Origin of the sequence: Brevibacterium sp. LE-L (assembly GCF_050214925.1) — a bacterium.
GTDB lineage: Bacteria > Actinomycetota > Actinomycetes > Actinomycetales > Brevibacteriaceae > Brevibacterium.
In genome coordinates, this window is sequence record NZ_CP189759.1 from 2930665 (window position 1) to 2955965 (window position 25301).

Consider the following 25301-nt stretch of genomic DNA (forward strand, 5'->3'; position numbering starts at 1 on the left):
GCGGCGAAAACTGAACGCGGAATCTGCGCCGGCCCGAGACCGGCTCCGAATTTCGGGAACCGACTCTCAGATTGGCGAGTCCTATACCAATTCGCAGACTTGACGGGTAGTGTCTGTATCCGTTCGACACGAATAGTTATGAATTCGTGTTTTCCATGAGTGGCCGCTCCGGCGGCCACCATCTGTGGTCAGCATCCTGACCATCCACCGTCCACGGCACCGGCGACCTGCGGGTGTCCCACGAGAGCGAGACCTCACAGTCATGATTTCGCGCAGAGACGTCGTCACCGACTCCGCGATCGCCGTAGTCGCCGAACAAGGTGTCCGCGGACTCACCCACCGGGCAGTCGACGCATTGGCAGAGCTGCCGGTCGGATCGACCTCGAATGTCTACCGCACCCGGGACGCCCTGATCACCGGAATCATGGAACGCATCGGGGAACTGAACTCCCAGCAGCTCGAACGCATTCCCGAGCTGATGCGCTCTCCGGACGCCGATCCGATCGAGGTCGCCATCGATTTCTGCATGAACTGGCTGACCACCGACCGCAACCGCTTCTACACGATGATGATGCTCAGCCTCGATCCGGCGCTGCCGCCGGAGGCCGTGATCGCCAAGGAGAAGAACCTCCGCGCAATCCAGGACTTCATCATGCGCTTCGCCGGCATCGACGCCGAATACGCGCGGCGCGTCAACAGCTCGGTCGCGGGCATGATGCTCAGCGAACTCGTTGCCGGAACCGCTGAACGCTCCCACGTCGAAGCCTACCTCAAGGACTTCTTCGTCTGGCTTCGCTCAACGCGCGAAGAAGCCTGAACTTCCGACACGAAACCTCCGGGAACTCCCGATTGAACCGGAGAACGCAAATCGAACGCTAGAATCGACAGGTGCACGCCCACGCTGAGGCACGGCTTCGGAGCGGGCAGGCGTCCGAATCGAACAGTTCGTGTGTCAAAGGAGTTCCATGCCCGAAGGCAGAGTCATCGATGTCGACGTCTCCTCAGAGATGGAGAGCTCGTACCTCGAGTATGCGTATTCGGTCATCTACTCACGCGCACTGCCTGATGCTCGTGACGGCCTCAAACCCGTGCAGCGTCGCATCGTCTACCAGATGGGCGATATGGGGCTGCGCCCGGAGCGCGGTCATGTGAAGTCCTCCCGCATCGTCGGCGATGTCATGGGCAAGCTCCACCCCCACGGCGATTCGGCGATCTATGACGCACTGGTGCGTCTGAGCCAGAGCTTCATCATGCGGGTGCCGCTGGTCGACGGGCACGGCAACTTCGGCTCCCTCGACGACGGTCCCGCCGCACCCCGCTACACCGAGGCCCGCCTGACCACAGCGTCGATGCAGATGATCGCCGGTCTCGACGAGGACGTCGTCGACTTCGTTCCGAACTACGACAACACGCTCACCCAGCCCGAAGTGCTGCCGAGCGCCTTCCCGAACCTGCTCATCAACGGGGCTTCGGGCATCGCCGTGGGCATGGCCACGAACATGGCCCCGCACAACCCCGGAGAGGTCATCGCCGCCTGTGCGCACCTCATCCGCAACCCAGAGGCCGGTCTGGCCGAGCTCATGCGCTTCATCCCCGGACCCGACCTGCCCACCGGAGGTCGGATCATCGGCCTCGACGGTGTGCGTGAGGCCTACGAGACGGGACGCGGCACCTTCCGGACCCGCGCCACCGTCTCGATCGAGAACATCAGCGCCCGCCGCAAGGGCATCGTCGTCACCGAACTGCCCTACCTCGTCGGCCCGGAGAAGGTGGTCTCGAAGGTCAAGGATGCCGTCGGTGCGAAGAAGCTGACGGGAATCGCTTCGATCGATGACTATTCCGATCGCAAGAACGGCATGCGTCTGGTCATCGGGATCAAGAACGGCTTCAACCCCGAGGCGGTGCTGGCCGAGCTCTACCGGCAGACTCCGCTCGAGGAGTCCTTCGGCATCAACAACGTCTGCCTCGTCGAAGGCCAGCCCTCGACGCTGGGGCTGCGGGAGCTGCTCACGGTCTACCTCAGCCACCGCATCGACGTCGTCCGTCGGCGCACGGTCTTCCAGCTGCGCAAGGCCAAGGACCGGCTCCACCTCGTTGAGGGTCTGCTCATCGCGATCCTCGACATCGACGAGGTCATCCAGCTCATCCGCTCCTCCGATGATGCGGCCACGGCACGCACCCGGCTCATGGACGTCTTCGAGCTCTCCGAGCTGCAGGCGACCTACATCCTCGACCTGCAGCTGCGCCGGCTCACGAAGTTCTCCCGCCTCGAGCTCGAAGCCGAGCGGGACGAGCTGAAGAAGCGCATCGACTACCTCGAGTCGCTGCTGGCCGATGAGGCCAAGCTGCGCGAACTCGTCGCCACCGAGCTCGAAGCGACCGCTGAGATCATCGGGACGCCGCGGCGGACCGTCCTCATCGAGGGGTCGATGAAGGAGCTCACCGCCAAGGGCAGGAAGGCGCCGACGAACCTCAAGATCGCCGATTCCCCCTGCCGGGTGCTGCTGTCGACTTCCGGACGCATCGCGCGCACCTCGGATGCCGCACCCCTGGCGCGAGAGGGCCGACGCTCGAGCCATGATGCGCTGACCTCGGAGATCGTGACCACAACCCAGGGCAAGGTCGGTGCGGTGACCACGGCCGGACGCCTGCATATGGTCGATGTCGTCGACCTTCCGGCACTGCCTCCGGCCGCCGCGCGACCGAATGTCGCCGGTGGTGTGAAGATCGCCGAGTATGCGGCCCTGGAGAAGAACGAGAAGATCCTCGGGCTCATCGACCTCGATCGCGAGTTCGTCGTCGGCACCGCCCAGGGCGTGGTCAAGCGCGTGTCGGTGGCCGGACGACCGAACAAGAACGAGTGGGAGACGATCACTCTCAAAGGCAAGGACACCGTCGTCGGCGTCGCCCAGCCGGAGGACATCGATGATTCTCTGGCCGTGTTCGTGACCTCGAATGCTCAGCTGCTCGCCTTCGACGCCTCCGGGCTGCGGGCGCAGGGATGGAATGCTTCGGGCGTGGCCGGGATCAAGGTCGCAGCCGACGCCCGGGTGGTGTTCTTCGGGATGACGCCGAAGGCCGCGAAGACCGATGAAGACGGAGCTGCGGACGCCGAACTCGGCAGCTTCGCCGTCGTCACCATCGCCAGCGGGGAGAACTTCTACGGCGCCCCGTCCTCATCGATCAAGGTCAGTGAGTTCTCCGAGTTCCCGACGAAGGGCCGGGCCACCTCGGGTGTGCGGGCGCACAAGTTCCTCAAGGGAGAGACCGAGCTGTCTCTGGCATGGGTCGGGGATTCGCCGCAGGCCGCAGCCTCGGCCGGCGGTGCTCGCACGTTGCCCGCGGAACTGTCGCGGCGTGACGGCACGGGATCCCCGTTGGAGTCGAAGATCGACGTCATCGGCACTCTGCCCCGCCTCGGTGGGGCCGAGAGCATCGACCATTCCGCAGCAGACGCGGCGGAGGACGCCGAGACCGGTGGCCAGGCGACGACCGATACTGCAGAATCGACCGCCGAGGCGAGTTCCGGTTCTGCCCCGCGCGCCGGGAAGGCGAAGCCCGCAGGCAAGAAGTCCGGGGGCAAGAAGCCTGCGGGCAGGGGACAGCGTGGTCAGCAGGGATTGGCGACGAGTTTCGATGGGCTCGAACTCGATCTCGATGATGCGAAGGACGAGATCGCCCGGGCGAAGTTCGATGACGAGGACGCCGTCATCGTCTCCCACGACGATGAGGACGATGACGGCTCAGCACTGTTCTGAGTCCGTCGAACATCTCGGGGCGCTCAGCCCTCTCCCTCGTCGTCGAGATCGAGGCGCATCCGCGTCGCGGTGCCGCGCTTCATCTCACCGATCGAGGTCTCCCCGAGACCGTGGAGCGAGATCGAATCACGCGGTTCGTAGACATAGTCGTCGGAGGCCGAGAGCACCCGCGCCGTCTCTTCGTCGGTGAAGATCGTGCCGGGATCGGCGACGGCCGTCAGCCGTGCCGCGAGGTTGACGCTGGAACCGAAGATGTCGCCGAGGCGGGAGAGCACACGTCCCCAGACGAACCCGACCCGCGCCTGCGGCAGGTCTTCGGCCGCGGTGACCCGTTCCATGAGCGTCATCGCGATCTCGGCTCCGGCCAGCGGCGTCGAGGCGGCGAAGAACACCTCATCCCCGACGGTCTTGATGACGCGGCCGCCGCCGGTGGCGACGATGTTGTAGGCCATGCCCTGGAACTCCTGGACCATGTTCGCCAGCTGCCGCGGTTCCATCTTCTGCGAGAGACGGGTGAAGGAGACGAGGTCGATGAATCCGACGGCCCTGGCCAAGGGCATCGATGAGTCGTACCAGCCCTGACGGTTGTCCATGGCCAGCCCGTCGGAGACGTTGACGTTGAGTCGCCCCATGACATCGGCGAGGTTGCGTCGCCATGAATAGGTGAGCATCTTCTGCAGAGGGTCGATCATGTCCTCGACGACCTGCAGGGCATCACGTCGGGCTTCCGGATCGGTCAGTCCCTTCTCCTCGGTGAGGAACTCGACGAGCGTCTCCATCTGCCAGACGACGAGACGGTCCGTGGTCTGTCCGATCGCACGCGCCAGCGACAGCGCAGTGGTCTGGTCGATGAGGCCGTCGGCGACGGGCTTCGCCCAGATCCGCAGCGCATGAGCATCACTGACGGTGTAGGCCTTGTCCGATTCGTTCGCCTGAGACATGCCCAGCGCGCGCCACATCTTGCGTGCCGATACCGTCGAGATCCCGCCGAGCTTCGCGGCCTCACGCCGGTCGAGGACGCGTTTGCCGTCGAGCAGGATCTCTTCGAGGCGTTCAGCCGCCGTCCGCGTCTCATAGATCGTGTCATCGAAGTCCGGAGCGTCGGCATCGACGTTGACCGATGCGCTCCCGTCGTCGTCCTCGACGGTCGGCATCGCCGAGGTCCGCGGGTCCTCCCGCAGTCCGCTGAAGAAGTCCTCCTCGTCGTCGGCCCGCGTGTTCGTCTCGCCTGCGCCCCGGCCTGCGGAGTCGCTTGCGTCGGTGGTCTCGATTCCGCGGACCAGATCGTCATCGCCGTATTCGATCCCCGGCACCGAGGCGGCTGCTGCACTGCCCTGCGGCCCCGAGTCGTCGGCCGAGTGAGTCGGCGGTCGGTCTTCGGTGATGACGGGAATCGAGTTCGGTTCGAACGGGGCTCCCGCCTCGCTGGCGGAATCGCTGGCGGAATCGGTGGCGGAATCGGCCTCGGCGCGGGTGCCGGATCGGTTCCCACTCTCGGTCGACGACGCAGGGGCTTCGTCCACCGGCACATCGGGGTCGGACTCTCCGGACTCGGCGGCACGGGGCTCTGCACTGGTCGAGTCGCTCGCGCCCGCTGCCGCCTCGTCGACATCAGCTTCCATGTCGGAAGGGCTCGCTGCGCGGTCCTCCGCCTGCCCTCCGGTGTTCTGCGACTGTGAGACTTCGTCCCGGCTGTCGGCGGCCCCGACTTCTGCGGTGCCGAGCTTTTCGGGGTCGACGATGTCGAAGCCGGCCGTGAAATCGGAGACCGCCATCACCGCTCGCCTTCGGTCGGAGCCGTCGGCGGTGCGACGGGACGCAGGTGGTGGACGTCGCCGGCGCTGACGGACACGCGGTCGTCGATGATGAGGTCAGCGTCGGAGTCGAGGCCGGTGGCGATGCCGATGAGGTCCGAGCCGTCGGGTTTCTCCACTCGGACTCGCGTCCCGAGCGTCACCATGTGCTCACGTACTCTCTGCGCCGCAGTGCTGGAACGGAAATCCGTCTCGCCATACTCAGCCAGCTCTCTCAAACAGGGAATCAAGGTGCTCAGAATTGAGACTAGCAACGCTTCATGATCAATTTCTGAACCGTGTCTGCCGGTTTCTATGGCGATCGAGCTCGCATCGGCACGCGGCAGGTCTGCCGGTTCCAATCGCGTGTTCAGCCCGATCCCCAGCACGATCTGCGGACCGCTGGCCAGGGGTTCGATGCGGGCGAGGATCCCGCACAGCTTCTTCCCTTCGGCGGTGAGCACATCATTGGGCCATTTGATGACGGCGGGCACCCCCACCTCGGCGACGGCAGAGCGCACGGCCTCTCCTGCGATGAGCGCAATCCAGCCCCAGCGGGTGAATCCGGCCGGGGGCGTGAGGAGGATCGACCAAGTCAGCGAGCGACGGGCAGGCACAGTCCAGGTGCGCCCGAGTCGACCATGCCCGGAGTTCTGGAAATCGGTGCCGCGGATGGTGAACTCGGCCAAGGGGGTGCCGTTCGCTGCGTTCTCGCGAACCAGCCGAGCGAGGTCGTCATTCGTCGACGGACAGTCATCGTCCCAGATCAGAGGCGGAAGCGAGAACCCACGGTCCGCCGCTGCGCGGAGCACGGAGTCGGCGTCGACGAGAAGAGGAAGGTGTTGGCTGTTCACCAGTCCACTCTAGATTCTTTTGGTGAGAGTGCACAATGATCGCCTCTTCCATCGTTATTGTGGAGGCATGACGGATACCCCACGGACTACAGCCGAACGCATCGACGCTTTCATCCAGCGCCGGGACGCGGCTCACACCGGCAACCAGCGCTCGGTGGACAATCAGCACAAGCGCGGCAAGCAGACCGCCCGTGAACGCATCGACGCTCTCCTCGATGACGATTCCTTCCAGGAGATCGACGAATTCGCCCGCCACCACAACCACCAGTTCGGGATGGAGAACAATCGTCCCGACGGTGACGGTGTGGTCTGCGGCCTGGGCACGATCGAAGGCAAGACCGTCGCGGTCTTCGCTCACGACTTCACGGTCCTCGGCGGGTCGCTCGCCGAAGCGAACGGACGCAAGATCGTCAAGGTGCAGAAGCTTGCGCTCAAGCTCGGCTGCCCGATCATCGGCATCAACGACTCCGGCGGCGCCCGGATCCAGGAAGGCGTCGGCTCGATCGCCCTCTTCGCCGAGATCTTCCGCCTCAACGTCGCCTCCTCCGGCGTCATCCCGCAGATCTCGCTGATCATGGGGCCCTCGGCCGGCGGTGCGGTCTACTCCCCCGCGCTCACCGACGTGACGATCATGGTCGATCAGATCAGCCACATGTACATCACCGGCCCCGACGTCATCAAGACCGTCACCGGTGAGTCGGTCGGCCACGAAGAGCTCGGCGGCGGCCGGACGAACAACACGGTCTCGGGCAATGCCCACTACCTCGCCAGCGATGAGGACGACGCACTCAACTATGTGCGCGATCTGCTCTCCTTCCTGCCGCAGAACAACCTCGATCCGGCCGATGCCGACGAGTTCGAATCCGATCTCACGCTCACGGCCGAAGACGAGGCGCTGGATACGCTGATGCCGGATTCTCCGTCGCAGCCCTACGACATCCTCGACGTCGTCACCGCTGTCCTCGACGACGGCGAGTTCCTGCAGGTCTCCGAACTCTTCGCTCCCAACGTCGTCACCGGCTTCGGCCGAGTCGAAGGGGTCAGTGTCGCCGTCATCGCCAACCAGCCGATGCAGCTGGCCGGAACCCTCGACATCGACGCTTCGGAGAAGGCCGCTCGCTTCGTGCGCCTGGCCGACGCTTTCAACATCCCGATCCTCACCTTCGTCGATGTGCCCGGGTTCCTGCCCGGAACCGACCAGGAGTACGGCGGCATCATCCGTCGGGGCGCGAAGCTCATCTACGCCTACGGTGAGGCCACGGTCCCGCTCGTCACGCTCATCACCCGCAAGGCCTACGGCGGTGCCTACTGCGTGATGGGTTCGAAACAGCTCGGTGCCGACATCAACCTCGCCTGGCCGAGCGCGCAGATCGCCGTGATGGGCGCCCAGGGTGCGGCGAACATCGTCTACCGACGCAAGCTCAAGGCCGTCGAAGAGGCCGGTGAGGACGTCGAGGCCGCACGCGCTGAACTCATCCAGGACTACGAGGATGCGCTGCTCAACCCGTACCTCGCCGCCGAAGAGGGGTACATCGACGCCGTCATCAAACCCAGCGAAACCCGCAACCGGATCGTGCGCTCCCTGCGGGCGCTGAAGAACAAGCATGTCGACGCCCCCGCGCGCAAGCACGGTAACATCCCACTATGAGCGAGGATGCACACACCGATTCCGCAGCCGTGCCCGAAGCGGACCACACCGCCGGGGCGAGCACTTCAACCGAAGCGGACCCCGCAGCTGGAGTGACCACCTCCATCGAAGCGGACCACACCGCCGAGGCGGTGGCGGAGTCTCCGGAGACGCTGCGGGTGCCCTCGGTCGAGAGTCGATCACGGGTGCATGCCGATGACGGAGAGCCGATCAGCGATGAGATGGCCAGCGCCGCGGCCGTAGCCGCCGTCGTCGCAATCCGCCAGGTGGCGACCGCCTACGCCGCGCAGCAGGCCGAAGCCGCAGCCGAATCCGAGACCCGCAAGGGCGACCTGGCAGGCTTCCGGGCTCCCCGCCGGAATGTGCGCAGACGTCTCCCCCAGACCTGGACCCAGAAACTGGGACGCTGACCTCTCGGCAGAACACGACTCGCCGCAGGAGCTCGCTGAGGGCGCCGACAGATCGACTGTCGGTGCCCTCAGTGTCTCCGCCGGCACCGCATCTCGGAACGAGCCTCGCCGAAAGGACCGCTGCGCGTCGAGCGGACCGGTTGCAACTGGTCCGCTCGACGCGCAGCGGTCCTTTCGGTGCCGCCGGTCGGCCAGGGCCGACACTCCGCGACTATCGCAGGCGGTACTGTTCCTTAGCCGGATCCGCGCCGGTCTCAGGTGCCACCCGGGTCGTGCTGGGCTCAGTCCCCAGCGCACCGGTGTCGGGTGCTACCCGGATCGTGCCGGTCTCGGCCCCGGGTGCGGGACGGGACTGCTCCTCGACCGAGATCGTGCTCAGTCGCTGCTGGCCCTGCGGCTCGGAGTCCCCACGTGCGGCTCCGCCCATGTCCTCTCCGTAGACGGCCTCACCGCGAGCGACCATCCCGGCGACATCGGAGAGTTTGAGCTGCGGGAGGAACCAGGCGAGGACGAAGGCGAGGAGGAAGACCGGAACCATGTACCAGAACGACGGCGCCAGCGCATCGGCATAGGCGTTGACGACGAGGTCGTGGATCGGACCGGGCAGGCTCGCCACCGACTCGGGCGTCAGCGAATCCGTCGTGGGAGCGCCCGCCGCGGCATTGGCCGCATCCGCCGGCAGGCCTGCCATCGCCTCGGCGATCTTGTCCGAGAGTCGGGAGGTGAAGATCGATCCGAACAGTGCCGTGCCGACCGACGCACCGATCTCCCGGAAGTAGTTGTTCGTCGAGGTGGCCGTGCCGACCATCGCCGGGGCGACGGAGTTCTGGATGATGAGGACGATGATCTGCATGACCAAGCCGAGTCCGAAGCCCATGGTGAAGATCATCGTGCCGACGAGGACCATCGAAGTGTCCGCGGTCATCGTCGTCATCCACGCGAGCCCGGCCCCGGCGATGAGGGTGCCCAGCAGCGGGTAGATCTTGTACTTGCCCGTCTTCGACACGATGATGCCCGAGACGATCGAGGTGAGCATGACGCCGGCCATCATCGGCAGCATGAGCAGCCCGGACCCGGTGACATCGGTGCCCGCAGCCATCTGCATGAACGTGGGCAGGAACGCCATCGCGGAGAACATCCCCAGGCCCAGCAGCAGACCGATCGTCGTGGAGAGCACGAAGGTCGGGTTCTTGAACAGCCGGATCGGGATGATCGGGTTCGACACCTTGGATTCGACGATGACGAAGATCACCGCGGCCACGATGGTGCCGATGATGAGGCCGATGATCGTCGGTGAGTCCCAGTCATAGTCGTGGCCGCCCCAGCTGGTGACGAGGATGAGCTGCGAGGTCGCGGCGATCATGAACACGATGCCGAGGACGTCGACCTTCTGGTCGGAGCGGTGGCTGGGCAGGCGCAGAGCGAAGAGTGCGATGAGGAAGGCGATGATGCCGATGGGCACATTGATCCAGAAGCACCAGCGCCAGTCCAAGTGCTGAGTGAAGAATCCGCCGAGCACCGGCCCGAGGACGCTGGAGAGCGCGAACAGGCCGCCGAGCGGGCCCATGTACTTTCCACGTTCGCTGGCGGGGATGATGTCGGCGATGATCGCCTGGGAGAGGATCATCAGTCCGCCGCCGCCCAGGCCCTGGAATCCGCGCCAGGCGATGAGCTCCCAGAAGGACTGGGACATGCCGGAGCCGAAGGAGCCGACGACGAAGATCGCGATGGCGACAAGGAAGATGATCTTGCGTCCCCACATGTCGCCGAACTTGCCGTAGAGCGGCATGACGATGGTCATCGCGAGCAGATAGATGGTGACCAGCCAGGCCTGATGTTCGACACCGTCGAGTTCGCCGACGATGGTCGGCATCGCTGTGGACACGATCGTCTGGTCGAGGGTGGCCAGGAACATCGCAGCCATGAGGGCTGCGAAGATGAGGACGATCGTCTTCTTCGTGAGGACGATCGGGGACTTCTCGGCCGGCTGCACGTTCGTGCTCATTCTTCGTCCTCCTTGAAGATCTCACGCAGTTCATCGAAGAGCCGGTCGACCACCGGGCCCGGATCCCCTTCGAGTCGGCGCATCCGCGTGAAGGTCGCCTTGAGCGCCATCATCGCCAGGGCGGCGACGGCTTCGGCTCTCACCGAGACGTCCTGGTCCTCGGTCTCCGAACAGGAGAAGATCGCGTCGGTGCCTGTGGATTCCGACGCCGAGGCGGTGCCGGGCCGGCCGTCGAGGCGACGTTGGATGATCCGTCGGAAGAGACGTTCGTTGTTGCCCATCCGCGCCATCTGCAGCTGCAGCAGCGAGGGGTCCTGTTTGAACATGAGATGGTACTGGTGCATCTCTTCGCGTTTGCTCATCCGAGTGGCGACGATGAAGGACAGCAGGTGTTCGAGATCGGCGACGAGACGGCCGTGGGGTCCGCCGGCTTCGAATTCCTCGATCGCCGGTTGGTCCTCTTCGTCGAACACGGTGTCGGCGCGACCGAGCAGGGCCTCTTCCTTCGACGAGTAGTAGTTGAAGAAGGTGCGCCGGGAGACTCCGCAGCGTTCGCAGATGTCTTCGACGGTGACGTTGTGATAGCCCTTTTCCAGGGCCAGATCGATCGCGGCACGGCGCAGGGCCTGGCCGCGTTCGCGCTTCTTGCGTTCACGCAGCCCTTCGGACGGTGCCGCTTCCTCTTTGTCGGAACTGAAACTCATGGTCCCAGTATTGCACTCAGTGCATTTTTGCCTCAAGTGCAACTACCGTGTTCTGAGGCACATTCCTATCGCTCCCGCAGCGAACCGGATTCAGTGCGCCGTCGACGAACGGGGACGCCGCTGAATCCGGTCGGGCCATTCGGTCATCGAGTTGAGCCTCGGGGACGGGCCGAAACCGTCAGCGGATGAGCTGCACGGTCGACATGCGCATCAGTAGCCGAGCTTCGCGTTGGCCAGCACAGGGACCGTCTCGGCGGCGGAGTCCGCGGCACTGAGGTCGAGGTCGACGATCTCGAGGCCTTCGGCCCCGTCGAGGGAGACCAGCACCTTGCCCAAGGGGTCGGACACGAGGCTGTGCCCGACACCGGTCGGCCCCTTCTTCGGCACCTCGACTCCGGTGACTTCGGGATCGGCCTGGCCGAGGGCGGCGATGAACATATTCGAGTCCAAGGCCCTGGCCCGGGCGAGGATCTCCCACTGTTCGACCTTGCGCGGACCGGCGCCCCAGGAAGCGGCGACAAGCGCGAGGCGGGCACCGCGTCGGCTGAGTTCGGCGAAGAGTTTGGGGAAGCGGATGTCATAGCACAGGGCCAGCCCGATGTCTTCGCCGTCGATGTCGATGACGACCGGCTCCTCTCCGGCCTCGACGGTGTCCGACTCCTTGAAGCCGAAGGCGTCGTAGAGATGGATCTTCGCGTAGTCACGGCGTTCGCCGCTCGGTGCGTACACGGCCAGCAGATTGATGACCTTGTCCGCGGCCGTGGCGAATTCGCCGACGATGACGGTGATGCCGGAATCGACGGCGAGTTCCTGCAGCGCTGTCCGCCAGGTTTCGGAGTTCTCCTCGGCGATGGCGCGCAGTCCCGACCCGAAGGCCGACATCGTGGCTTCGGGGAAGACGATGAACCGGGCGCCCGCAGCGGCCGCCTCATGCGCATAGGTGCGAACCTTCTCGAGGTTGTCGGACACCGAGGTGGTCGAGTTGATCTGAGCGAGAGCGAACTTCATTCTCATCCTCCGGAAACGGGCGTGCGAAGGAGGGTGCGCCCTCCCTGCGGTTCACTCTCAGGCTATCTCCTCCCTCGCGCCGGCGGAACCGTGCGGAGCTCACCTGGCCGTCGGAACAGCCCAACCATGCGGAGCCACCTGGCTGCCGACGCAGCCCGGAACGGGGTCCCGGTGGCGGCATGTGCCTGTCAGGCGAGGAATTCCCGGCCCGGTCGACCGCCTCGGCGACGTCCGTGGACCCACACGTAGACGACGATGGCCGCGACGACGAGTCCCGCGCAGACGAGGAACATGCCATTGCCTCCGGTCAGCGGATAGAGGAAACCGAGGACCACCGGGCCGATGCCCGAGCCCGCGTCGAGGAGGAGGAAGAACGACGCGGTGGCCACGGGGACCCTGCTCATCGGCACGGATTTGACCGTGATCGCCTGCATGCACGGCATGAGCGAACCGAAGCCGAATCCGATGAGCACACCGGCGAGGACGATTCCCGGCATCGTCGGCCACAGGGCCAGGAGGAGATTGCCGGCGATATCGCAGATGAAGACGGGGAAGATCACCGCATTGTCGCCGAAGGCGTCCTGCATCCGGCCGACGAACAGGCGGGCGACCAGTGAGGCCGCAGCGAAGGCGACGAAGAACAGCGAAGCCGCCGCAGCGACTCCGTGTTCGGCCGCGTACCCGGCGAGGAAGACGAGCGCCGCGGCGTACGCGGTTCCGGCCAGCAGCATCACCGAACCGATGCGCAGACCGTCCCGGTCGACGAGCGTGCCGAGGGTGAGCTGCCATTTCGTCCGGCGCTGATAGTCGCTGAGCTCCTGGACCGGCAGGCGGATGAGCACACAGGAGATGAGAGCGAACACGGACATGATCGCCGAGGCGATGAAGAGCATCGCGAAGTCGAATTCGCGGGGGATGATCACCCCCAGGTACGGACCGAGGGCCGTCGACAGAGTCGTCGCGGTCCCGAAGTACCCGGTCCCCTCACCTCGCCGAGAGGCGGGGATGATGCTCTGGATGGCGGTCATGATCGCGGTGTTCCCGGCTCCGAAGGCGATGCCGTGGACAATGCGGAGGACGAGCAGGAGTGTGAGACCGTCGGCGGCCATATACGCCAGCGAGGCGAGGACCGAGACCGCCATGGTGATGATGAGCAGAGTGCGACGGCCGATGAAGTCGAGATACTTGCCCGTGAGCACACGGGCGACCACGGCACCGAGGACGAACGATGAGGACGCGAAGCCGGCGGCAGCCTCCCCGGCGGAGAACCGGGCGACGGCGTATCCGGCCATGGACGTCATGAGCAGGTAGAACACCATCGACATCGACAGATTGAGACCGATCCCGACGATGAAGTCCTTCGTCCACAGCTTCGCTCGTGCCACGGGAGTTCGGCCTCTCTTTCTGCTGTGCGTCGGGACCTTAGATACACTAGCGGGTTCGAGAGCACGACAGTGCTCGGGTCCACCGCGGATGTGACTCAGCTCGCGATAGGGTGGAGGACATGACCCAGAAGAGAACCCCGTCCGCCGTCGACGCGGTCGCCGAAGCCTACGTCGATGACATGCTCGCCCTCTCCCCGTCCCTGGCCCTCTACCTCGGGCTCGACGGCAAGCAGGGACTCGATGACTTCTCCCCCGCCGGGCTCGCCGCGCTCAATGATGTCACCGTCGCGACCCTGGCCCGACTCGATGAGGCCGCGGCCGAATCCGAGCTCGACGAGGTCGATCTCGTGACCATCGATGCCATGCGAGATCGCCTCGGTGTCGACCGGGACTGCTACGAAGCCGGACTCAAGCACTCCAGCCTCAACGTCATCGAATCCCCACTCCAGCAGGTCCGCGACGTCTTCGACCTCATGCCCACCGACACCGTCGCCGACTGGCAGACCATCGCGACCACGCTGGCCGCGGTGCCCTCCTCGCTCGCCGGCTATCAGGAGTCGCTGGCGATGGCACGCGAGGACGGTCAGGTCGCCGCTCGGATACAGATCGAGAAGGTCATCGAACAGGCTCGTGCCCTCGCTGAGCCCGGCAGCAGCTTCGACCGCCTCGCCACCGGCGCAGGCGATGTCCCCGAGACTCTGCATGGCGAGCTGAAGTCCCACGCCGAGGCGGCCCGCGAAGCCGCCGCCGGTCTTGCCGACTTCCTCGGTGAGCAGCTGCTGCCCGCCGGCGGAGAGAATGAAGCCTGCGGACGCGAAGCCTATGCGCTGGACTCCCGGGACTTCCTCGGCGCCGAAGTCGACTTCGACGAGACCTACGCCTGGGGGCTCGAAGAGCTCGCCCGCATCGATGCCGAACAGCGCGAGATCGCTGCGAAGATCCTGCCCGGCGCAGACCTGTTCGAGGTCATGGAGGAGCTGAACAGAGATCCCGACCGCACCCTGAAGGGCGCCGATGCTCTGCGCGAGTGGATGCAGGGGGTGGCCGACGAAGCGATCACCGCACTCGGCAAGTCCCATTTCGACATTCCCGAACCCGTGCGCACGATCGAATGCATGATCGCACCGTCAGCCACCGGCGGCATCTACTACACGGGCCCGACCGATGACTTCTCCCGACCCGGCCGCATGTGGTGGTCGGTGCCCGAAGGCGTCACGGAGTTCGCCACCTGGCAGGAGAAGACGACCGTCTATCACGAAGGTGTGCCCGGCCATCACCTGCAGGTCGGCCAGGCCACGTACGTCTCTGACACCCTCAACCGCTGGCGCAGGCTCATGTGCTGGGTGTCCGGTCACGGTGAGGGCTGGGCACTGTACGCGGAGAAGCTCATGGCCGATCTCGGTTTCCTCGACGATCCCGGCGACTATCTCGGCATGCTCGATTCGCAGCGTCTGCGGGCGGCTCGCGTCGTTCTCGACATCGGCTTCCATCTCGGCCTCGAGGCCCCTTCCAGCCTCGGCGGGGGAATCTGGAACCGAGAGAAGGCCTGGCAGTTCCTCACCGACAATGTCGCCATGGACCGGTCCTTCCTCGCCTTCGAACTCGACCGCTACCTCGGTTGGCCCGGTCAGGCTCCGAGCTATAAGATCGGTCAGCGGCTGTGGGAGCAGTACCGGGACGAGGCGAAGACCGCCGCCGGTGCTGACTTCGACCTCAAGGAGTTCCACACTCGTGCGCTGGGTCTCGGTTCGGTCGGCCTCGACGCTCTCGGCCGTGCGATGAAGCGCACGCAGTGAGAAGAGGTGAGATGACGTCTGCTGAAACTCCGCGTTCGGAGACCGTGCGGGTCACCGAGGTGCTGCGCAATGAGATCATCGACGGCGACCGGGCACCGGGTGAGAAGCTCGTCGAACGCAATCTCGCGACCGAGCTCGGTGTCTCACGCGTACCGGTCCGAGAGGCGCTGAAGAAGCTCGCCTCCGAAGGGCTCGTGACGAATCGGCCGAACACGTGGTCGACGGTCCGGGAGTTCTCCCCCAGCGACATCGCCGATCTCAACGAGGTGCGCACGGTATTCGACGTGCTCTCCTTCGAGCTCGCCGCCCAGAGGCACACTCGCCAGGGTCTGGCACGGCTCGAGGCGACGATGCTCAAAGGCCGTGAGCTCTCGGACGCCGGCGACGTCGTCGGAGCCCACCGGTGCGCCGCGGAATTCCATGCCATCGTCGTCGAACTCTCCGGCAATGAGCTGCTGGCAGAGATCGGCACCCTGCTCGATTCGCGGATGCGCTGGCAGCTGAGCCAGCATGACGACCTGGACGTCGTGGCCACCGAGCATGCTGAACTCTTCGACGCAATCGCCCGTCGGGATCAGGAGCTCGCCGGCGCGCTGGCGGCCCGCCACCTGGGCACGAGCCAGGAGCAGCACGACAAGAAGTCGAAACGGCTGGCCCAGGCCGGCCACTCAGCTGACGGTTCTCCGGCCGATCCCTCCGCCGCACCGCAGGAGTCGGACCCGACCGACTGAGCGGCCGAGGTCAGTCAGGAGACCGTTGCCGAACAGGCGGCCGGGGTCGCTGAGAGGCCGAGGGCGTTCAGGAGGCCGAGGGCGTTTCAGGGAACGGCCAACCGCTCAGGCGCTTCTTCCGGGCCGGGGCATAGGTGCGCACCTTCGAGGTGCTCAGACCGAGACCGACGAGAGATTCGGCCAGACGCACGGCCGCGGCGACGCCGTCGACGACGGGGACTGCACAGCGTTCGCGGATCGTCTCGCCGAGGTCGGCCATGCCGCCGCAGCCGAGCACGATGGTCTCGGCACGATCCTTCTCGACCGCCGCGGCGGCCTGATCGACGATCGCGGAGACCGCAGCATCGGGATTCTCCTCGAGCTCGAGCACGGCCATCCCCGAAGCCCGCACGGACACGCAGTGCGCATCGAGCCCGGCCAGCAGCAGCCGATCCTCGATGAGCGGGACGGTTCGATCGAGCGACGTGACCACGGAGAAGCGGTGGCCGAGGAACAGCGCCAGAGCCGCCCCCGCCTCGGTGATGTCGATGACGGGCACGTCGAGGAGCTCCTGCAGACCCTCCCTTCCGTGCTCTCCGTACCCGGCTTGGATCACGGCATCGAACTGGCCGGAGTATTTGAGCACGGCATCCATGACGCCGAGGGCGGCAAGATAGCTCTCGACGTTGCCCTCGCAGGATTCCGCCCCGAATTCGGGGGTCAGGCCGATGATCTCCGTGCCTGCCGAAGCGGCCTGCCGGGCCGCCTCGGCGATGCCTTCGGTCATGGTCTGCGTCGTATTCACGTTGACGACGAGGATTCTCATGGCGCTCCGATCAGTGCTGGGTGGGGACGGCGATCTCCTCACCGTCGACCTCACGGAAGGTGAAGTCGCGGCGGGCGATGACGAAGTAGATGAGGGCGGCGATCGCGGCGCCGGAGAACCACGAGAACTCCGAGAATCCGGCGAAGGCGGGCACGAGGGCGAAGACCAGTGAGATCACAGAGGCCGGGATGAACGCGCCGATGGCTCGCCAGTTGACGCCGCGATGGTAGAAGTACTCACCGTCCTTGGCTTCCGTGTACAGCTGCGGGACATTGACCTTGGTCTTGCGGATGACCCAGTAGTCGACCATGATCACGCCGAACAGGGGTCCCAGCAGCGCCCCGAGCCCGCCGAGGAAGTAGACGATGACCACCGGTGAGTTGTAGAGGTTCCACGGCAGGATGACGAATCCGATGATTGCGGAGATGATCGCCGCGCTGCGGAAATCGAGGTGGCGCGGGAAGAGATTCGTCAGTGCGTAGGTCGGGGCGACGAAGTTCGCCATGAGGTTGACGGCGACCGTGAGCAGCAGCAGAGACAGAGAGGCGAGGGCGAGCAGAACGGGGTTGCCGATCGACTGGACGATATCGGCCGGTGAGGTGATGACGGTGCCGTCGATCTTGTACTGGGCTCCGGCGAGCGAGATGACGACGAGACCGAAGACGAGCATGTTCACCGGGATGCCCCAGAAGTTGCCGACGACGATCGACCCCTTCTTCTTCGCAGCCCGGGTGAAGTCGGAGAAGTTGAGCACGAAGGTGCCGTAGATGGCCACCCACAGGGAGCCGCCGCCGAGGATGTGCATCCACATCGGCCACCCGGACAGGGCGTCATCGGTCGACCAGGCGATGGAGAAGTCGACGCGCACGAGCATCCAGATCGCCAGGGCGAGGAAGGTGACGAGGATGATGGGTCCGGCGATGGCTTCGTAGCGTCGGATCATCTCCATGCCGTAGCTGACGATGATGACCTGGACGATCCACAGCAGGGAGAAGGAGAACCAGCCCAGGCCCGACAGACCGAGGAACTCGGCATCGGCCCACGGCTGCAGGCCCGGGATGATCGTGAGCAGCAGAACGTTGAGCACGCTCGAGGCCAGATAGGTCTGGATGCCGAACCAGGCGATGGCGACGATTCCGCGCACCGAGGCGGCCAGCTGCGCGCCGTGGACGCCGAAGGAGATCCGGCTCATCACCGGATAGGGCACGCCCGTCTTGTATCCCATGAACCCGGAGAGGGTGAGCAGGAAGAACAGCAGTGCGGCACCGACGAGCAGAGCCACGAGGATCTGCCAGGCACCGAGGCCGAGGGCGAAGAGTCCGAGCGCGAAGCCGTAGTTGCCGAGCGAGTGGACGTCGTTGGCCCACAGGCTGAAGACGCTGTACGCCGTCCAGCTGCGCCCTTCCTTCCGCGCCGGAGCAAGGTCGGCATTGTAGAACCGAGGGCTGATCCCATGCGCTGTCAGCTGTTCGGGGCTGGGCCCCAGGCGTGCGGGCTTTGCCGCCTCCGCCGTCTCGGTTTTCCTCATGCGTCCACTCCTCGGTTCCAACGCACCCCACGCTGGGATACCAAAAGTGGGAACACAGCGCTGTAGTGCCGAAATCTGACTCGTTCAGCGTAACCTGGCTCACACGCGATTGGCAATGCAGATCACAAAGAGAAGTGTGCCGCCGAGGCAAACGGGAATGGCATACCATTCCCGTTTGCCTCGGCGGCGCGGACTGGCTTCAGGCTTCGTCTTCGACGTCCTTGGCCGTCGGGTCCCAGGCGACGACGCCGACGGCGATCGCACCGGCCAGCGGGGCACAGGCGACGATCCAGAACACGCCGGTGCCCAGCGAAGCGGCGAGGATCGGGAACATGATGAGCGAGACGATCGAGAAGGCACGCAGCACGGACTGGTTGAAGCCGATGCCGATTCCTCGCAGCCGCGTCGGATACGACAGCGTCGCGTAGTTCATGAGGTTCGCTCCCGGACCGCCGGCCTGAGCGAAGACGAAGGCCGAGAGCATGGCGACGGCGACGATGACCAGTGCCCCGTTCGGGATGCCGACGATCGCCAGCAGCCCGAGCGAAGCCGCCTGGATGATGAATCCGACGAGAGTGATCCTGCGGGTGCCGAAGCGGTTGACGATGCTCATCCCCAGCAGACCGCCGATCGTGCCGAAGCCGAGGTTGATGATCAGCGAGGAGATGATCGTGATCAGCGGCGTCTGATGGAAGAGCGTGGTGATGATGAGCGGGGTGCCGTAGGCGACGGCGTTGTAGCCGAACGTCGAGAACACGGACACGCAGAGGGCGACTATGGTGCGCACACGGTAGCGAGGAGAGAAGAGTTCGGCGAAGCCACTCCACCGTCCGCCCTTGACTGTGTCGGTCGAGGTCGCGGCCTCGCGATCCTCGGCGGGAGCGAGCTCGACATTGAGGTTGTGGTGGCTGCGCATGACTTCGACTGCTCCGCGCAGATCCCCCTGATTGGCCAGCCATTCGGGCGATTCGGCCAGGTAGCGGCGACGGACGAGGAGCACGATGAGGGCCGGTACGGCACCGAAGCCGACGACGATGCGCCACAGGATCGTGTGCTGGTCGTACGGCAGGGTGATGAAGATGATGAGCACGACGAGATAGCCGACGCCGGTGGCGAAGTACCAGGCCGGAGACCAGGCGTTGACGCGCTGTGAGCGGTTGCCTTTGCCCTTGAGTTTGGAGAATTCGGCGAGGAAGGCCATCGCCACCGGCAGGTCGAGTCCGACGCCGATTCCCATGACGAAGCGGAAGGCGATGAGCACCCACTCGTTCGGCGCCAGCGCGCAGCCGATTGCCGCGACGACGAAGAAGACCATATCGGCCATGAACAGTTTGTAGCGTCCGAACCGGTCGACGAGGTATCCGCCGAAGAGCGCGCCGATGACAGCACCGACCATGATCGAGGCATTGACGAGACCTGTCATGAAGCCGCTGAGACCGAACTGCTCTTGGATCGCGGTGATCCCGAAGGCCAGGGAGGAGAAGTCGTAGGCGTCCATGAAGATGCCGCCGAGGGCGAGGATGATGACCGCCGTCGTCTTCGTGCCCTGGGACCCGAATTCGGCGAGGACCGAGTGGATGTCGGCGGCGGAGGCCACGATCCGCGGGGGCTGGGCGGCCGATGGCGCCGGAGCTGCTGATGCTGTCTGAGCCGCGTCGGCGGCGGGATCTGTCGAAGTCACAGTCGCCAAGTATGACTCCGTCGTCGCTGAGGGTCGGTTCCGGCCGTCACACTTCGTCACCGATGCGACGAGCACGGCCGGCCCCCGCGGTTCTTCACCGACGCCGGCTCAGACGAGAGCGTGCCCGCGCTTCTCCGGAAGCAGGAACATGGCGAGGAACTGGATGACGTAGATGGTCGGCAGCAGCGCCAGTGCGAATCCGAAGCCCAGGGATCCGGCCAGCACAGCGATGACGACGGGGGCCAGGCCGCCGAGGGCTCGGCCGATGTTGAAGATGACGTTCTGGGCCGTGGCGCGGACTTCGGTCGGGTACATCTCCGCGAGCAGCGCCCCATGGCCGCCGAGCATGCCGTTGGCGAAAGCGCCCATGAAGAACCCTCCCGCGAGCAGCGCTGTCGGGTCACTGAGCTGGCTGTAGACGAGGATCGTGACGATCGCCCCGGACTGGAAGATCCAGAAGGCGGGTCGACGCCCGAGGCGGTCGGCGAACTGTCCGAAGATGAGGATTCCCGCGAGCATGCCCATCACGGTCACGCCCGTCCACAGGGAGCCCTTCGTGATGCCGAGTCCCATCTGCTCCGAGAGGTAGTTCGGCAGCCAGGTGATGATGCCGAAGTACCCGAAGTTCTGCACGCTGGTGAGGACCGTCAGGGCGAAGGTGATCGTCACTGTCTCCCGGTCTTTCGCCAGGGCGCCGATCTTCGCGGCGAAGGACTCTCGGACTGCTGCCGAGGATTCCCGCGAGGAGGCCGCGGGCCCCGCCCCGGAACCTGCCTCCTCATCGACGTCGGCTTCGGCGGTCTGCTCCTGCGCCCGGACGAAGGCCTCGGGTTCGCCGACGCCGCGGCGGACGAAGAAGACGTAGACGGCGGGGAAGAGTCCGATGACGAACAGCGCCCGCCACCCCCACCAGGCGATGACGGGAGCAGAGACGACAGCGGCAGCGAACACACCGAGCTGGAATCCCACCCCGACCCATGAGGTGGCCCGGGCACGCTGGTCGGCTCGCACCGCCTCGGCGGCCAGGGCCATCCCGATGCCGAACTCACCGCCGATGCCGATTCCGGCGACGAACCGGTACGCCGCAAGATCCCAGTACCCCTGGGCCAGGGCTGAGAGCCCGGTGAACACGGCGAAGATGAGCACCGTCCACGTGAGCACCCTGACTCGACCGTGTCGGTCGGCCAGCGCGCCGAAGACGATTCCTCCGACCACGGCGCCGAGCAGAGTGATCGTCGACAGAGATCCCGCTTCGACGTCGCTGAGTCCGAAGGAGGCGATGATGCCGGAGAGAGCGAAGCTGAGGATGAGGAGGTCGAAGCCGTCGAGTCCGTAGCCGACGGCGGCGGCGAACAGCGCCTTGCGTCGGTATCCGCGATCCTCGGCGTTGTCGGTGGTGGTCAGCGGCGTCGATGCACTCATGCGGTCTCTGTTCGGTCGACGGATCGGAAAACGGCCGCAGACCATTATGCCCCACGGCCGCTTCCGGCACCCGGCTCACTCCGTCGCGGTCAGACGCGCGCACCCTCCCCGAGGCGGTACCGAGCTCCCGTGTGATCGTCGGCCAGTCGTGGCCCGGACCCGGTGAGCTGCTCACGCACCGTGGCTCCGGCGACGGGTTCGGGCAGGAGGCCGCGGCGGCGCAGTTCGGGTGAGACGTATTTCGTGAAACGTTCGGCGTCGGCCGGTCGGACGGCGGCCGCGATGTTGAAGCCGTCGATATCAGCTTCGTCCATCCACCGCTGGAATTCGTCGACGACCGTGGCAGGCGATCCGGTGATGACCGGTCCGCGGCCGCCGAGGGCGACGAACTCCGCGAGGTCGCGAATGGTCCACGGCTTGTCTCCGGCCATGGTGGTGAAGGAGGCGAGCGCGGACTGGTTGGCATCGGTGGCCACATATTCGAGGGTGTCGTCGGGCGAGGCCCCGGAGAGGTCGACGCCGGTCCACCCGCCGAAGAGGGAGAGCGCGGATTCGGTGTCGACATAGCGGCGGTAGTCGGCCAGCCGAGCCTCTGCGGCTTCATCGGTTTCGTCGACGATGACGGTGGCCAGGGCGAAGATTTTCACGGCGTCTCGGTCCCGTCCGCGTTCCTCGAGTCCGTCACGGACCTTGTCGACCCAGCTGCGCAGGATCTGCGGTGTCGGACCGGAGAAGAAGATCGCCTCGGCGTGGTCGAGGGCGAACTCCTGTCCGCGCTTCGAGGCTCCGGCCTGGAACAGCAGCGGGGTGCCCTGCGGGCCCGGGACGGCGAGCGCCTGACCGGGCACGGTGAAGAACTTGCCGTCGTGGCCGATGTCGCGGACTTCGGCGGGGTCGACGAAGACGTTCTCCTCGGCGTCGGCCGTGAGCGCCTCGGGGGTGATCGAGCCTTCGAAGAGCTTGTACATGACTTCCATGAACTCATCGGCTCGGTCGTAGCGTTCGTCGTGCGGGATCTGCCCGTCCAGCCCGAGGTTGCGGGCGGCAGATTCGACGTAGCTGGTGACGATGTTCCATGCCACTCGTCCGTTCGTGAAGTGGTCGAGAGTGGTCAGGGTGCGGGCGAGCAGGTAGGGCTTCTCATACGTCACCGATGCGGTGATGCCGAAGCCGAGCGTCGTCGTCGCTGCGGCCATGGCGGGCACGGCGACCAGCGGGTCGAGCAGCGGGAACTGGACTCCCCCGCGGTTGGTGACATCAGCATTGCCGCCGTAGACATCGTAGACGCCGAGGATGTCGGCGAGGAACAGGGACGAGAACCCGCCTTCTTCGAGGGTCTGTGCCAAGTCGGTCCAGTAGGACAGCTGAGTGAAGTCCTCGACGCGCGATTCCGGATGGCGCCACAGTCCGGGTGACTGGTGGACGGGGGTCATCATGTCGAAGGCGTTGAGCTGGATCGGTTTCGTCATCGAGAGTCTCCTGTGTCGGTGATTCGTGGTGCTGGTGCAGATGTGTGTCGCCTGTTCAGGCCGGGGTGCGGGAGAGCTCTCGGGCCGGGTCCTTCGCCGCCACGGCGGCGATGAGCGAGAGCAGGCACAGCAGGGTGAGGTATCCGCAGATGAGCCACGGAGTGTAGCCGCCGGCGACGTAGAGCAGGGCTGCGACCATCGGCATGATTCCACCGCCGATGACGGTGCCCAGCTGGTAGCCCATGTTCACGCCCGAGTAGCGGACCTCGATGGGGAACTGCTCAGCGAACCATGCGGCCTGCGGCCCGTAGATCGCATCGTGGGCGAGGTTCATGCCGAGGATGACGATGAGGGGAAGAAGGCTCAGCGGACCTGCGTCGAGGTAGGCGAAGAAGAGCCACCCGAAGACGGCCACGCCGATGATGCCGCCGATGGTCACCGGCTTCCGGCCGAGTCGATCGGAGACCCAGCCCCAGGCCGGCCCCGTGACGAGTCCGACGCCCGAGGCGATCATCACGGCCGTCACCCCCGAGGTCGAGTCGCCGCGGTTCTCGGTCAGGTAGCTGAGCATGTAGACGGTGATGAGGTAGAAGACGCTGTTCTGCGCCAGTCGCAGTCCGATCGTGACGAGCAGGACGCGCGGGTGGGCGGTGAGGACTTCACGCAGCGGTGCCTTCGCAACCTGGCCGGAGTCCTTGAGCTCTTGGAATTCCGGGGCGTCGGAGACGCCGAGGCGGATCCACAGTCCCAAGGCGACGAGGAGGGCGGAGGCGAGGAACGGGATGCGCCAGCCGAAGGATTCGAACTGCTCCGTGCTCAGCAGGTTCTGCACGAGGAAGAAGGCGCTGGTCGCCAGCAGCATTCCCGCCGCCGAGCCGATCTGGGTGAATGAGCCGAAGAGTCCGCGCTTGCGTGCCGGTGCATGTTCGACCGACAGCAGCGCCGATCCGCCCCATTCGGCTCCGGCCGACAGACCTTGGACGATACGCAGCACGACGAGGGCCCCGGCCGCCCACCAGCCGATGGTCGCGAAGTTCGGCACCAGCCCGATGAGAGTCGAGGCGATGCCCATCGACAGCAGGGACACGACGAGGAGGGCCTTGCGTCCGACCCGGTCGCCGAGGTGGCCGGCGATGATGCCGCCCAACGGACGGGCGAAGAACCCGACCGCCAGGGTGGCGAAGGAGGCCAGGCGACTGCCGAGTTCGCTGTCGGAGGGGAAGAACTGGACATTGAAGATCAGCGCCGCAGCGGTGCCGTAGAGGTAGAAGTCGTACCATTCGATCGTCGTACCGGCGAAGGCCGAAGCCAACACCCGTTTCTTTCCCGCCAGCAGCCGCCGAGGCGGGGCCTGCGTCATCGGCTCGGTGACCGGACTCTGTGTCATGGCCTGCTCCTGTGCGCCCGAATGGGCATGTCGTATCGGTGTTCAGTGTCGGTTTCGCTGAGCAATCTATGCTTTGCGGCTCGGGGTCCGCCGTGCACGTCGTCACGACCCGACACCGTCCGTCACATGGGGTCACACGTCGTCGTCATATGACCTCGACCGCTGCATCTGGCGTCACAGTTTGCGATGATCGTCTCCGACGGCCTCACACAGGGGCCGTCACGCAGAACCGACAGTCAACCGAGCGATCCGCGCCGGAGCCCGCACTCGCGGGAAACTCCGATGAGCATTGCTCAACAGAGCAGCAGAGGTGAAGGAATGACGATCCTGGCAGACCCCACCACCACACATCCGTCGAGGGCGAACCAGGTCACCCCGGAAGCACTTCGCGAGACGTTCTCCCACTTCCCGCAGGGGGTCGCCTTCCTCGGCGCCGAAGTCGACGGGACCCCGCTCGGGCTCGTCGCCTCCACCCTGACCGTCGGCGTCTCGCTGACTCCCCCGCTGGTCAGCATCGCCGTGCAGAACTCCTCGACGACCTGGCCCACCCTGCGCCGCGCCCCGGAACTGGGCATCTCACTGCTCGGCACGGACCAGGAATCCTTGGCCCGGCAACTGGCCTCGAAGGATCGCAGCCGTCGATTCGCCGGGGTCGACCCCGAAGTCACCGCCGCCGGCGGGCTGACGATCCCGGACAGTTCGGCATTCCTCTGGACTCGCCTCTACAACGAAGTCGAAGCCGGCGACCACACCATCGCGCTGCTCGAGATCCTCGGCACCTCCAACGAGGACGGCCCCGAGGCACTGGTCTTCCACCGCAGCGCCTTCAAGGGCATGCGCACTCCCTGACACCTCCCCTGCGGCACCGGCCTCACCGGGCCGCTCGCCGGGCCTCACTCTTGACGCTCATTCGAACT

The 25301-nt window shown here is 65.6% G+C and carries 19 protein-coding genes; 7 read left to right on the forward strand and 12 right to left on the reverse strand.

Going from position 1 to position 25301, the window contains the following annotated elements:
- Window positions 1-262: 262 nt before the first annotated feature.
- Both ACQE2J_RS13310 and ACQE2J_RS13315 read left to right on the forward strand, forming a co-directional pair.
- Entirely contained in the window at window positions 263-817 is a 555-nt protein-coding gene (locus tag ACQE2J_RS13310; protein ID WP_135538098.1) for a TetR/AcrR family transcriptional regulator, read from the forward strand.
- A gap of 148 nt (window positions 818-965) precedes the next feature.
- Entirely contained in the window at window positions 966-3758 is a 2793-nt protein-coding gene (locus ACQE2J_RS13315; protein WP_426936463.1) for a DNA gyrase/topoisomerase IV subunit A, read from the forward strand.
- A gap of 23 nt (window positions 3759-3781) precedes the next feature.
- Here ACQE2J_RS13315 and ACQE2J_RS13320 read toward each other — a convergent pair whose 3' ends face one another.
- On the reverse strand, window positions 3782-5533 hold the full coding sequence (locus ACQE2J_RS13320) for an adenylate/guanylate cyclase domain-containing protein (protein ID WP_240689605.1): 1752 nt from the start codon (window positions 5531-5533) through the stop codon (window positions 3782-3784).
- Window positions 5533-6405 carry a biotin--[acetyl-CoA-carboxylase] ligase gene (locus tag ACQE2J_RS13325; RefSeq protein WP_135538094.1) on the reverse strand — a complete coding sequence of 291 codons (873 nt, stop codon included), beginning with the start codon at window positions 6403-6405 and terminating at the stop codon, window positions 5533-5535. The genes ACQE2J_RS13320 and ACQE2J_RS13325 overlap by 1 nt, the downstream gene beginning before the upstream one ends.
- Window positions 6406-6472: 67 nt before the next feature.
- Here ACQE2J_RS13325 and ACQE2J_RS13330 point away from each other — a divergent pair, with 67 nt between their 5' ends.
- Together ACQE2J_RS13330 and ACQE2J_RS13335 are read left to right on the forward strand one after the other, a co-directional pair.
- Entirely contained in the window at window positions 6473-8053 is a 1581-nt protein-coding gene (locus ACQE2J_RS13330) for an acyl-CoA carboxylase subunit beta (protein ID WP_135538092.1), read from the forward strand.
- Entirely contained in the window at window positions 8050-8463 is a 414-nt protein-coding gene (locus tag ACQE2J_RS13335; protein ID WP_240689604.1) for a hypothetical protein, read from the forward strand. Before ACQE2J_RS13330 ends, ACQE2J_RS13335 begins: the two co-directional genes overlap by 4 nt.
- A 211-nt stretch (window positions 8464-8674) precedes the next feature.
- On the opposite strand, the gene ACQE2J_RS13340 is transcribed toward ACQE2J_RS13335, so the two are convergent.
- The 4 genes from ACQE2J_RS13340 to ACQE2J_RS13355 form a co-directional block, all read right to left on the reverse strand.
- Window positions 8675-10468, reverse strand: a complete 1794-nt coding sequence (locus tag ACQE2J_RS13340) for an MDR family MFS transporter (protein ID WP_426936464.1) — start codon at window positions 10466-10468, stop codon at window positions 8675-8677.
- Entirely contained in the window at window positions 10465-11172 is a 708-nt protein-coding gene (locus tag ACQE2J_RS13345; protein WP_135538088.1) for a TetR/AcrR family transcriptional regulator, read from the reverse strand. The genes ACQE2J_RS13340 and ACQE2J_RS13345 overlap by 4 nt, the downstream gene beginning before the upstream one ends.
- 210 nt (window positions 11173-11382) lie before the next feature.
- Window positions 11383-12180 (reverse strand): nitrilase-related carbon-nitrogen hydrolase, encoded by a 798-nt coding sequence (locus ACQE2J_RS13350; RefSeq protein ID WP_135538086.1) that lies wholly within the window; start codon window positions 12178-12180, stop codon window positions 11383-11385.
- 188 nt (window positions 12181-12368) lie between these two features.
- A complete protein-coding gene (locus tag ACQE2J_RS13355) occupies window positions 12369-13565 on the reverse strand; it encodes an MFS transporter (RefSeq protein ID WP_135538084.1) in 1197 nt (398 codons plus the stop codon).
- 119 nt (window positions 13566-13684) lie between these two features.
- On the opposite strand from ACQE2J_RS13355, the gene ACQE2J_RS13360 reads away from it, so the two are divergent.
- Together ACQE2J_RS13360 and ACQE2J_RS13365 are read left to right on the forward strand one after the other, a co-directional pair.
- The gene (locus ACQE2J_RS13360; protein WP_135538082.1) at window positions 13685-15361 is read left to right on the forward strand and encodes a DUF885 domain-containing protein; all 1677 of its coding nucleotides are present in this window, start codon (window positions 13685-13687) and stop codon (window positions 15359-15361) included.
- A gap of 11 nt (window positions 15362-15372) precedes the next feature.
- A complete protein-coding gene (locus tag ACQE2J_RS13365; protein WP_135538080.1) occupies window positions 15373-16092 on the forward strand; it encodes a GntR family transcriptional regulator in 720 nt (239 codons plus the stop codon).
- A 67-nt stretch (window positions 16093-16159) separates the two neighbouring features.
- Here the strand turns inward: ACQE2J_RS13365 and ACQE2J_RS13370 are convergent, their stop codons facing one another.
- The 6 genes from ACQE2J_RS13370 to ACQE2J_RS13395 form a co-directional block, all read right to left on the reverse strand.
- On the reverse strand, window positions 16160-16897 hold the full coding sequence (locus ACQE2J_RS13370; protein ID WP_135538079.1) for an aspartate/glutamate racemase family protein: 738 nt from the start codon (window positions 16895-16897) through the stop codon (window positions 16160-16162).
- A gap of 10 nt (window positions 16898-16907) precedes the next feature.
- Window positions 16908-18425: an NCS1 family nucleobase:cation symporter-1 gene (locus ACQE2J_RS13375; protein WP_425119483.1), complete on the reverse strand. Its 1518-nt coding sequence runs from the start codon at window positions 18423-18425 to the stop codon at window positions 16908-16910.
- A gap of 199 nt (window positions 18426-18624) precedes the next feature.
- Window positions 18625-20106 carry an MFS transporter gene (locus ACQE2J_RS13380; protein ID WP_425119484.1) on the reverse strand — a complete coding sequence of 494 codons (1482 nt, stop codon included), beginning with the start codon at window positions 20104-20106 and terminating at the stop codon, window positions 18625-18627.
- A gap of 108 nt (window positions 20107-20214) precedes the next feature.
- The gene (locus tag ACQE2J_RS13385; RefSeq protein WP_425119485.1) at window positions 20215-21528 is read right to left on the reverse strand and encodes an MFS transporter; all 1314 of its coding nucleotides are present in this window, start codon (window positions 21526-21528) and stop codon (window positions 20215-20217) included.
- Window positions 21529-21617: 89 nt separating this feature from the next.
- Entirely contained in the window at window positions 21618-22997 is a 1380-nt protein-coding gene (locus ACQE2J_RS13390) for an LLM class flavin-dependent oxidoreductase (RefSeq protein WP_426936465.1), read from the reverse strand.
- A 55-nt stretch (window positions 22998-23052) separates the two neighbouring features.
- Entirely contained in the window at window positions 23053-24384 is a 1332-nt protein-coding gene (locus ACQE2J_RS13395; protein WP_426936466.1) for an MFS transporter, read from the reverse strand.
- A 318-nt stretch (window positions 24385-24702) separates the two neighbouring features.
- Here ACQE2J_RS13395 and ACQE2J_RS13400 point away from each other — a divergent pair, with 318 nt between their 5' ends.
- Window positions 24703-25233: a flavin reductase family protein gene (locus ACQE2J_RS13400; RefSeq protein ID WP_135538071.1), complete on the forward strand. Its 531-nt coding sequence runs from the start codon at window positions 24703-24705 to the stop codon at window positions 25231-25233.
- Window positions 25234-25301 lie beyond the last annotated feature (68 nt).

Excerpts from the sequence above, each read along its gene's own strand:
- ACQE2J_RS13360 (WP_135538082.1), top strand. The coding sequence starts at position 13,685 with ATGACCCAGAAGAGAACCCCGTCCGCCGTCGACGCGGTCGCCGAAGCC.
- ACQE2J_RS13320 (WP_240689605.1), bottom strand. The coding sequence starts at position 5,533 with ATGGCGGTCTCCGATTTCACGGCCGGCTTCGACATCGTCGACCCCGAA.
- ACQE2J_RS13390 (WP_426936465.1), bottom strand. The coding sequence starts at position 22,997 with ATGACGAAACCGATCCAGCTCAACGCCTTCGACATGATGACCCCCGTC.
- ACQE2J_RS13370 (WP_135538079.1), bottom strand. The coding sequence starts at position 16,897 with ATGAGAATCCTCGTCGTCAACGTGAATACGACGCAGACCATGACCGAA.
- ACQE2J_RS13350 (WP_135538086.1), bottom strand. The coding sequence starts at position 12,180 with ATGAAGTTCGCTCTCGCTCAGATCAACTCGACCACCTCGGTGTCCGAC.
- ACQE2J_RS13365 (WP_135538080.1), top strand. The coding sequence starts at position 15,373 with ATGACGTCTGCTGAAACTCCGCGTTCGGAGACCGTGCGGGTCACCGAG.
- ACQE2J_RS13310 (WP_135538098.1), top strand. The coding sequence starts at position 263 with ATGATTTCGCGCAGAGACGTCGTCACCGACTCCGCGATCGCCGTAGTC.
- ACQE2J_RS13375 (WP_425119483.1), bottom strand. The coding sequence starts at position 18,425 with ATGAGGAAAACCGAGACGGCGGAGGCGGCAAAGCCCGCACGCCTGGGG.
- ACQE2J_RS13385 (WP_425119485.1), bottom strand. The coding sequence starts at position 21,528 with ATGAGTGCATCGACGCCGCTGACCACCACCGACAACGCCGAGGATCGC.
- ACQE2J_RS13395 (WP_426936466.1), bottom strand. The coding sequence starts at position 24,384 with ATGACACAGAGTCCGGTCACCGAGCCGATGACGCAGGCCCCGCCTCGG.
- ACQE2J_RS13315 (WP_426936463.1), top strand. The coding sequence starts at position 966 with ATGCCCGAAGGCAGAGTCATCGATGTCGACGTCTCCTCAGAGATGGAG.
- ACQE2J_RS13400 (WP_135538071.1), top strand. The coding sequence starts at position 24,703 with ATGACGATCCTGGCAGACCCCACCACCACACATCCGTCGAGGGCGAAC.
- ACQE2J_RS13340 (WP_426936464.1), bottom strand. The coding sequence starts at position 10,468 with ATGAGCACGAACGTGCAGCCGGCCGAGAAGTCCCCGATCGTCCTCACG.
- ACQE2J_RS13345 (WP_135538088.1), bottom strand. The coding sequence starts at position 11,172 with ATGAGTTTCAGTTCCGACAAAGAGGAAGCGGCACCGTCCGAAGGGCTG.
- ACQE2J_RS13335 (WP_240689604.1), top strand. The coding sequence starts at position 8,050 with ATGAGCGAGGATGCACACACCGATTCCGCAGCCGTGCCCGAAGCGGAC.
- ACQE2J_RS13330 (WP_135538092.1), top strand. The coding sequence starts at position 6,473 with ATGACGGATACCCCACGGACTACAGCCGAACGCATCGACGCTTTCATC.